Origin of the sequence: Methylobacterium sp. WL6, assembly GCF_008040095.1 — a bacterium.
In the GTDB taxonomy this organism is placed as follows: domain Bacteria; phylum Pseudomonadota; class Alphaproteobacteria; order Rhizobiales; family Beijerinckiaceae; genus Methylobacterium.
Map to the genome: position 1 here is coordinate 1 of NZ_VRVH01000182.1, position 9,106 is coordinate 9,106.

The following is a 9,106-nucleotide window of genomic DNA, read 5'->3' on the forward strand; positions in this document are numbered from 1 at the left end:
CGCCAGCACCACGCGTGCGCCCCCGGCCGCGGCCCGGCGGGCGGTCGCGAGCCCGATGCCGCTCGACGCGCCGGTGACGACGACGACCTGATCGCGCAATGCCTTGTGTCTCATGCCGTCCCATCGCTCCACGCACCGGTCGGCACGGAGCCGCGGTCTTCAGGAGCTACCCGCGAAACCGTGAGATGTTGCCGAACGAGGCGCGATCCAGGCGCGTCCGTTGCACGCAGGCGTTCGAGTGCCCGAGCTGGCCGGCTCGGGTTCGAGCGGCTGCGGAAGCCCTGAGCCGGCGAGGCGATGTCGCGGGTGCTGCGCACGGGGATCCGTCTGCGGGACGGCGGCTGGACGCCGTCCCGCGCACCGGGACCGTCAGGTGACAGGGCGGTCGGCCGCTTGTAAGCACGGGCGCTCACGAAAACCCTGTCCGGAAGACCCATGTCCCACGCCGCCCTCGCCCAGACCATCGAAGCCGCCTGGGAGGACCGCGCCGGCATCGACACGAGCACGCGCGGCGCCGTTCGCGAGGCGGTCGAGGCGGCCCTCGCCCTGCTGGATTCCGGCGAGGCGCGCGTCGCCGAGAAGAGCGGCGACCAGGATTGGGTCGTCAACCAGTGGCTGAAGAAGGCGGTGCTGCTGTCCTTCCGCCTCAACGACATGGCGCCGATCTCCGGAGGCCCCGGCGAGGCGCCGTGGTGGGACAAGGTGCCCTCGAAGTTCGAGGGCTGGAGCGAGGCCGAGTTCCGCGCCGCGGGCTTCCGCGCCGTTCCCGGCTGCTTCGTCCGCCGCGGCTCGTTCATCGCGCCCGGCGCCGTGCTGATGCCGTCGTTCATCAATCTCGGGGCGCGGGTCGGCAAGGGCACCATGGTCGACACCTGGGTGACGATCGGCTCCTGCGCCCAGGTCGGCGACAACTGCCACATCTCGGGCGGCGCCGGCATCGCCGGCGTGCTCGAGCCGCTGCAGGCCAACCCGGTGATCATTGAGGACAACTGCTTCATCGGCGCCCGCGCCGAGGTGGCCGAGGGCGTGATCGTCGGCGAGGGCAGCGTGCTGTCGATGGGCGTCTACATCGGCGCCTCGACCCGCATCGTCGACCGCACCACCGGCGAGGTCTTCTACGGCCGCGTGCCGCCCTATTCGGTGGTCGTCTCCGGCACGATGCCGGGCAAGGCGCTGCCGGACGGCTCGCCCGGACCGGGCCTGTACTGCGCCGTCATCGTCAAGCGCGTCGACGCCGGCACCCGCGCCAAGACCGCGATCAACGAGCTGCTGCGCACCTGATCCGAGCCGGGCCCGATCCGATGCGCGAGACCGCGACCCTCGACCTCACGGTGGCCGGCCGCTCGGTGCCGACGCCGTGCGATCGGATCGGGGCCGGCCCCGACGTGCTGCTGCTGCCGGCGCTCTCGACGATCGCGTCGCGGGCCGAGATGCGCGGCCTCGCCGACCAGTTCGCCTGGGACCATCGCTGCCTGATCCCGGACTGGCCCGGCTTCGGTGCGCATCCGCGGGCGCGGCTGCCGCTGAATCCGGCGACGTTCCACGCCTATCTCGACGCGCTGCTCGCGGCTGCACCCGGACCCTACGCGCTCGGCGTCGCCGCCGGCCACGCGGCGGGCTACCTGGTGGCCGCCGCTCGCCGGCATCCGAAGGCGTTCGCCCGGCTCGTCCTGGTGGCGCCGACCTGGCGCGGCCCGCTCCCGACCGTGATGGGACCGGAGCGCCGGGGCCTGTTCACCGCGATCCGCCGCGCGGTCGAGACGCCAGGGCTCGGCGACGTCCTCTATGCCCTCAACATCCGGCCCATGGTGATCGGCCGGATGATGCGCGCTCACGTCTACGGCGACGCGGCGCACGTCACCGACGCGCTGATCGCGGAGAAGACCGCGATCACCCGCCAGCGCGGCGCGCGCTTCGGCACGGCGGCCTTCGTCACCGGCGGGCTCGATCCGGTGCCGACGCGCGAGGCCTTCCTCGCCCTGTTCGGCGACGGCCTGCCGACGATCCGGGTGCTGCGCCCGAGCCGCGCCCCGCGCCGGTCCGGCGCCGAGATGGACGCGCTCGTCGCGTCCGGCCGCGTCGAGGGCCGACCGGTGCCGGGCGCCCTCAGCCCGCACGAGGAATATCCGGCCGAGACCGCCGAGGCGATCCGCGCGGCCTGACGCCCCTCAACTCCAGGCGTGAGAGGGGGGCGCCACCCCGTTGAGCGCGTGGTTGCCGACGATCGCCACCTTCCAGCGGACAGGGTCGTGCAGCGTGTGCGTCCGCGCGTTGCGCCAGTGCCGGTCGAGGTTGTGCTCGGCGAGCGTCGAGCGGGTGCCGCCGAGCTCGAACAGCTTGTTCGAGGCCGCGAGCGCGATCTCGGTGGTCAGCACCTTCGACTCGGCGACCGCGATCTTGGCGGCGTTCACCAGCCCTGCATCGTGGTCGACGAGCGCGGCGTCGATCGCGAGGCCGGCGCGGTCGAGGATCGCTTCGGCCGCGTGCAGGCGGATGGTGAGGTCGCCGACGGCCTGGATGGTGTAGGGGTCGTCGGAGGCCCGATCCTGACCGGCATCGATCCACGGCCGCGCCTTCTCGCGCACGAAGGCGATGGTGTCGTCGAGAGCCGCGCGGCCGATGCCGGCGTCGATCGCCGCCTGGATGATCTGGAAGATCGCCCCGTCGAGGCGCGGCAGCTCCTGATAGGCCTTCCAGGCCGGGACGAGGTGGCTCTTCTCCACCCGCACGGCCTCGATCAGCACCGTGCCGCTCGCCGTGCCGCGCTGGCCGAAGGCCGACCAGTCGTCGATCACCGTCAGACCGGGCGCGTTGCGGTCGGCGATCGCGTACCAGGCGAGACCCGCATCGTCGACGGCGACGATCGGCACGAGGTGGGCGAGCAGCGCCCCAGTGGCGTAGAACTTCTGGCCCTGCACGATCACGTGGTCGCCGTGGTCGGTGAAGTGGGTGGCGAAGTCGGCGGCGCGCGCCGTGCCCTTCTCCGAGAACGCGTTGCCGAAGCGGGTGCCGCGCAGCACCTCGGCGAACAGGAGGGCCTGCTGCTCGGGGTCCGACACGGTGCGGATCGCGGCGACGATGCCGAGGTGGTTCTGCGCGATCTGTGCGATCGAGGGGTCGGCCGCGGCGACGATGGCAATCACCTGCGCCAGCGTCCGATACGACACCTCGGGGCCGCCGTGCTCGCGCGGAACGTTGATCGACCATAGGCCGCTCTGCGAGAACCGGTCGAGCTCCGCCAGCGGCCGGGCATGCGCGAGGTCGCGCTCCGACGCCCCCTCGCGGATCGAGGCGGCGAGCGCTTGGGCGACGCGGATCGCCTCGGCGTCGTCGCGGATGATGTGGGCGGCCTCGGATGGACGGGCCGGGCCCGGGACGCCGCGAGAGGACGCTGTTCCGGACAGCGCCTGGGTGCTGACGGCGATGTTCATCGATCTCTCCGAAGTTCGAGGGCGGTCGTCGGATACGCATCCACCTCTTCCCGATCGCGCGGCGAGGGGATGCTCGGCATCGGCGCGCCTACGCCGCCTCGGCGCGCTCAGCGCGCTCGGCGCGGGCCGCTTCGAGCGCGCGGACCCGCGGGATGATGTGCGCGCCGAAATACGCCACGTCCTCCTGGAAATGCAGGAAGGCCAGCAGCGCGAGATCGGTCCCGGCATCCTTGAGCGCGATGATGCGCTCGGCGATCTGGTCCGGCGTGCCGATCAGGTTGGTCTTGAAGCCGTCGTTGTACTGGACGAGGTCCTCGAAGGTCGATTTCGCCCAGTTGCCCTCGCCCTCGGGCGAAGCCCGGCCGGCGTTCTTCGCCTCGTGGCCGAAAGCCTTCACCGCATCCGGGTTGGCATGGTCGAGGATCTCCTGCAGCACGGCGCGCGCCTCGGCCTCGGTGTCGCGCGCGATGACGAAGGCGTTCACGCCGACCTTGACCGCATGGCCGTTGGCGGCGGCCTTCGCCTGCAGGTCGGCGACCTGCGCCCGGATGCCCTCGGGGGTGTTGCCGTTGGTGAAGTACCAATCCGACACCCGCGCCGCCATGTCGCGCGCCGCCCGCGACGAGCCGCCCTGGAAGATCTCCGGCGTCACCGCCGGCTTCGGCTTGAGGTTGTAATCGGTGTAGCGATAGAAATCGCCGCGGAACGTGTAGTTCTCCTGGGTCCAGATCCCGCGAAGCGCGGTGATGAACTCCTCGGAGCGCCGGTAGCGCTCGTCGTGGTCGAGCCACGGCTCGCCGATGGCGCGGAACTCGCCCGAGACCACGTTGATCGCGATGCGGTTGTCGGTCAGCTCGCTGATCGTCGCGATCTGCTTGGCCGCGATGGTCGGGTTCCACGGCCCGGGCAGCAGCGCGGCGATGACCTTGAGCCTGGTCGTCACGGCGAGCAGCGCGTGGCTGAAGGCCACCGATTCGTGCTGGTACTCGGCGCCGTAGCCGGCGGTGAAGCGGATCTGCGTCAGCGCGTAGTCGAAGCCGGCATCCTCGGCGATCCGCGCGAGCTTGCGGTTGTAATCGCCGTCCCAGCTCGTGCGCTGCGGGATCGCGCTGATGACGAGCCCCCCGGAGACGTTCGGCACCCAGTAGGCGAAGCGGATCGGCTCTTCGGTCGCGTTGCGGTTGGTCATGGCGTTGCGCCTCCTCGTCGGTCAGGCCTCCAGCAAGGGCGAAGAGCGATCGTCCCGCATGGTCGCGGATCGAAGATCGCATCGAGCAGCCGCTCGCCGTTGTGCTGATTTGCCTGTCTGCCAAGTATTCCCAAAGTCGATGCCGCCGTCAAAGGAAGCAACGCGCAATCTTTTGCCTGAACGAGCAAGAAATTTCCGTCGCCCGTCCTTCCGGGGAACGAAGCTTCCCCGAGCCGAGCGCAGCGGCCGACGCACCACGCGAACGATCGTATCGGCGTTCTTCACAAAGAACGATGGTGGGCCGAGCTCGTGGAAGAGGTCGGTCGTTTCGTGGCCCACGATGGGAAGGAGAACGAAAAACCCCCTCCCGGTCGCATCGGGCAACGATCACCTCAACCGGAGCGTTCTTTTGCAAGAACGTTTCATTGACCGCGTGCACCGCACGCCTCACCTTTGGGAGGACATCGCGACACGGTCCGAAGCGGTGGTGGCGCGGCCGTCCCGCGTCCGGACCGTGCCTTGCGCCACCTTCCTTTCGAGACGAGATCCGACGATGACGCGACCGAAACTCGTGGGCTTCAGCGCCAACCTTCAGCGCCCGTCCAAGACCCGCGCCCTGGTCGAGGCCGTGGCCGAGGCCGCCACAGTCGACGGCGGCCTCGACCTTCGGCTGTTCGATCTCGTCGATGCCGGCACCGGGCTCGGCGCGGCCTGGTCCCGGGATGCGCTGTCGCTTCCCGCCCGCCGGGTGATCGAGGCGATCGAGGGCGCCGACGCGCTGGTTGTCGGCTCGCCGGTCTACAAGGGCAGCTTCACCGGGCTGTTCAAGCACGTCTTCGACCTGATCGATCCGGCGGCCCTGGCCAACAAGCCGGTCGCGATCGTCGCCACCGGCGGCGGCGCCCGCCACGCGCTCGTCGTCGAGCATTCGTTCCGGCCTCTGTTCGGGTTCTTCGGCGCCCTCCAGGTGCCGACCACCGTCTACGGCTCCGATCCGGACTTCACCGACGGCCTCCCGACCGATGCGGGCGTGCGCGAACGGATCGCCCAGGCCGGCGCCCAGCTCGCGGCCCTGGTGCGCGCCGGGATCGCGGCGGAATCGTCCGCCCCCGTGGCGCTCGCCGCCGCACGCTGAGACCCGCGATGATCGACCGCCGCCGCCTCCTCGCCACGGCCCTCGCCGCGGCGCTGCCCCTGACCCGTCCGGCGATGGCCGCCGAGCCGGGCGTGCTGCGCATCGGATACCAAAAGAACGGCATCCTCGTGGTCGCCAAGCAGCAGGGCGTGATCGAGGAGCGCCTGGCCAAGCTCGGCCATAGCGTGCGCTGGATCGAGTTCTCCTTCGGGCCGCCGCTGCTCGAGGCCTTGTCCCTCGACGGCATCGATTTCGGCCAGACCGGCGACGCCCCGCCGATCTTCGCGCAGGCCGCCAAGTCGAGCCTGGTCTACGCCGCGGCGCAGGAGGCCGGCGGCTCGGGCTCGGGCATCCTGCTGCCCAAGGGCTCGACGATCCGGTCGCTCTCGGAGCTGAAGGGCAAGCGCGTCGCCTTCGCCAAGGCGTCGAGCGCCCACAACCTCACGGTCGCCGCGCTGGAGAAGGCGGGCCTCACCTACGCCGACATCGAGCCGGTGACGCTGGCGCCCGCCGACGCCGCGGCGGCGTTCGCGCGCGGCAGCATCGACGCCTGGACGATCTGGGACCCGTACTACGCCATCGCGGAGGGCGGCGACGGCGTCCGCGTGCTGGCGACGGCCAAGGAGATCGCGCGGCAGAACAACTTCTTCCTGGCGAGCCGCGCCTTCGCGGAGGGCCGCGGCGCGGTGCTGGCCGAGGTGATCGACGTGCTCGGCGGCGTCGCGCGCTGGTGCGGCGACAATCGTGGCGAGGTCGCCGATCTGCTTTCGAAGGGCACCGGCGTGCCCCTCGCCGCCACCCGTCGCGCGGTCGATCGCACCGACTACCTCATCGGCCCGATGAACGACCGCGTCGCCGCCGAGCAGCAGGTGATCGCCGACCGCTTCCACGCCCTGAAGCTGATCCCGAAGCCGATCCGCGTCGCCGACGCGGTCTGGATTCCACCCGCACGCAACGGCTGATCCGCGATGACCGACGACCACTTCTCGCGCGCGCCGCGTGCGGCGCTCGACGCTCTGACGGAGGCCGGCGCGCAGATGCGACGCCGCACCCTGCTCTCGGCCGGCCTGGGCCTCGCGGCGGCGGTCGCGCTACGTCCGGCCCGCGCTGCGTCCGCCGTCCGGATCGGCTACCAGAAATACGGGTCGCTGGTCCTGCTGAAGGGCCGCGGAACCCTCGAAAAGGCGCTCGCGCCCCTCGGCTACGAGGTCGCGTGGTCGGAGTTTCCCTCCGGTCCGCCGCTGCTCGAGGCGCTGAACGCCGGGGCGATCGACCTTGGCTCGGCCGGCGAGGCGCCGCCGATCTTCGCCCAGGCCGCCAACGCCGACCTGCGCTACGTCGGCACCGAGCCGCCGGCCCCGCGGGGCGAAGCGATCCTGGTGCCGAAGGACAGCCCCATTCGCGCCGTCTCGGACCTGCGCGGCAAGACCATCGCCTTGAACAAGGGCTCCAACGTCCATTTCCTCGTAGTGCGCGCCCTGGAGAAGGCCGGCATCGCCTACGATGCGGTCAGGCTCGTCTTCCTCTCGCCGGCCGACGCGAACGCCGCCTTCGTGCGCGGCTCGGTCGACGCCTGGGCGATCTGGGACCCCTATCTCGCCGCCGCCGAGCGCTCGACCGGTGCGCGCATCCTCGCCGACGGCACCGGGATCGCACCGAACCGCCAGTTCTACCTGTCGCGCCGCGCCTTCACCGAGGCGAGCCCGGACATCGTGTCCGCGATCCTGAAGGCGATCGCCGAGGTCGACACCTGGGCCGCCGGCAACGGCGGCACGGTCGCCTCCGAGCTTGCGCCCTCGGTCGGCATCCCGGCGCCGGTGCTCACGGTGGCGCTCGATCGCCTGTCCTACGGGGTCGCGGCCCTCGACGCAAAGACGATCGCCGACCAGCAAGCGGTGGCCGACGCCTTCCACGCCCTCGGCCTCCTGCCGAAACCGATCCGGGTCGCGGACGCCGTCTGGGCCCACCCGCAACGCAAGGCCGAGATCCGATGAGCGCCACCCCCTCCCGCATCCGCGACGCCGCCGTGCCCTGGCTGCTGCCGGTGGCGATCCTCGTCGGCTGGCAGGCGGCGGTCTCGGCCAGCCTGGTCTCGAACCGCTTCATGCCGGCGCCGCTCGATGTGATCCGCGCCGGGATCGAGGCCGGCCGCACCGGCGAGCTCTGGACCAATCTCGGCGTCAGCACGCTGCGCGCGCTCGCCGGCTTCGTGGTCGGCGGCGGCATCGGCTTCGGCCTCGGCCTCGCCAACGGGCTCTCGCGCCTGTCCGAGCGCCTGACCGACACCTCGGTTCAGATGGTGCGCAACGTGCCCCACCTGTCGCTGATCCCGCTGGTGATCCTGTGGTTCGGCATCGGCGAGGAGGCCAAGCTGTTCCTGGTGGCGCTCGGCGTGTTCTTCCCGATCTACGCCAACACCCTGCACGGCATCCGCTCGGTCGATCCGGCCCTGGTCGAGATGGGCCGCGTCTACGGCATGTCGAACGCCGAGCTGTTCCGCCGCGTGGTGCTGCCGGGCGCGCTGCCGTCGATCTTCGTCGGCCTGCGTTACGCCCTCGGCATCATGTGGCTGACGCTCATCGTCGCCGAGACCATCTCGGCCTCCTCGGGCCTCGGCTACATGGCGATGCAGGCGCGCGAGTTCATGCTGGTCGACGTCGTGGTGCTGGCGATCCTGATCTACGCCGCGCTCGGCAAGCTCGCCGACGCGCTGACGCGGCAGCTGGAGCGCAGCTGCCTCGCCTGGAACCCCGCCTACAGGAGCGCCTGATGCTGCTCGACGCCCAACTCCGCGACAAGCCGCCGGCGCGGGAACCAGACACCGGCGCGCCTGCGCTGTCTCAGGGGGAGAGGGTCGCGACGCCCTCGGGCAGCGCGCAACCTTCACCCCGATCCTCCCCCGACCGGGCGGGGGAGCAACACGGCATCGCGGTCACCGTCCGCGACCTTCACAAGAGCTTCGACGGCAACGCCGTGATCGCGGGGCTCGACCTGTTCCTGCCCGCCGGCGGCTTCACGGCGGTGGTCGGCCGCTCCGGTTGCGGCAAGAGCACCCTGCTGCGCCTGATCCTCGGCCTCGAGACCCCGACCTCCGGGCGCATCGGCCTCGACGAGGCCGAGGCCGGTCCGCGCCGGTCTCAGCGGCCGCGGCGCATCATGTTCCAGGAGCCGCGGCTGCTGCCCTGGGCCCGCGTGGTCGACAACGTCGCCGTCGGCCTGTCCGGCACCGGCATCAAGGCCGAGCGTCGGGCGCGTGCGCTCGCGGCCCTCGAGGAGGTCGGCCTGGCCGACAAGGCCGGCGTCTGGCCCGCCACCCTGTCCGGCGGCCAGCGCCAGCGCGTGGCGCTCGCC

The 9,106-nt window shown here is 71.5% G+C and carries 10 protein-coding genes; 7 read left to right on the forward strand and 3 right to left on the reverse strand.

All coding sequences use genetic code 11. The features are described 5' to 3' along the window. The coding region (locus tag FV230_RS19545) for an SDR family NAD(P)-dependent oxidoreductase (RefSeq protein ID WP_147843572.1) at positions 1 to 114 on the reverse strand (114 nt) is incomplete at its 3' end. Between the two features lie 321 nt (positions 115 to 435). Between FV230_RS19545 and dapD the strand changes: the two genes are divergently transcribed. Further along, positions 436 to 1,281 (forward strand): 2,3,4,5-tetrahydropyridine-2,6-dicarboxylate N-succinyltransferase, encoded by an 846-nt coding sequence (gene dapD / locus FV230_RS19550; protein WP_147729790.1) that lies wholly within the window; start codon positions 436 to 438, stop codon positions 1,279 to 1,281. A gap of 20 nt (positions 1,282 to 1,301) precedes the next feature. Beyond that, entirely contained in the window at positions 1,302 to 2,162 is an 861-nt protein-coding gene (locus FV230_RS19555; RefSeq protein WP_147843573.1) for an alpha/beta hydrolase, read from the forward strand. A 6-nt stretch (positions 2,163 to 2,168) separates the two neighbouring features. On the opposite strand, the gene FV230_RS19560 is transcribed toward FV230_RS19555, so the two are convergent. Beyond that, positions 2,169 to 3,431, reverse strand: coding sequence for an SfnB family sulfur acquisition oxidoreductase (locus FV230_RS19560; protein ID WP_147843574.1), 1,263 nt, complete (start codon positions 3,429 to 3,431; stop codon positions 2,169 to 2,171). An 88-nt stretch (positions 3,432 to 3,519) separates the two neighbouring features. Beyond that, positions 3,520 to 4,620, reverse strand: a complete 1,101-nt coding sequence (sfnG, locus tag FV230_RS19565; protein WP_147843575.1) for a dimethylsulfone monooxygenase SfnG — start codon at positions 4,618 to 4,620, stop codon at positions 3,520 to 3,522. A gap of 553 nt (positions 4,621 to 5,173) precedes the next feature. On the opposite strand from sfnG, the gene FV230_RS19570 reads away from it, so the two are divergent. The 5 genes from FV230_RS19570 to FV230_RS31270 all read left to right on the forward strand — a co-directional run. Then, positions 5,174 to 5,755: an NAD(P)H-dependent oxidoreductase gene (locus FV230_RS19570; RefSeq protein WP_147728035.1), complete on the forward strand. Its 582-nt coding sequence runs from the start codon at positions 5,174 to 5,176 to the stop codon at positions 5,753 to 5,755. A gap of 8 nt (positions 5,756 to 5,763) precedes the next feature. Next, on the forward strand, positions 5,764 to 6,717 hold the full coding sequence (locus FV230_RS19575) for an aliphatic sulfonate ABC transporter substrate-binding protein (protein WP_147843576.1): 954 nt from the start codon (positions 5,764 to 5,766) through the stop codon (positions 6,715 to 6,717). A 6-nt stretch (positions 6,718 to 6,723) separates the two neighbouring features. Then, positions 6,724 to 7,749, forward strand: a complete 1,026-nt coding sequence (locus FV230_RS19580) for a sulfonate ABC transporter substrate-binding protein (protein WP_147843577.1) — start codon at positions 6,724 to 6,726, stop codon at positions 7,747 to 7,749. After that, positions 7,746 to 8,525 (forward strand): ABC transporter permease subunit, encoded by a 780-nt coding sequence (locus FV230_RS19585; RefSeq protein WP_147843578.1) that lies wholly within the window; start codon positions 7,746 to 7,748, stop codon positions 8,523 to 8,525. Before FV230_RS19580 ends, FV230_RS19585 begins: the two co-directional genes overlap by 4 nt. Continuing rightward, on the forward strand, positions 8,525 to 9,106 hold a 582-nt coding region (locus FV230_RS31270; protein ID WP_147843579.1), incomplete at its 3' end, for an ATP-binding cassette domain-containing protein. The genes FV230_RS19585 and FV230_RS31270, both read left to right, overlap by 1 nt.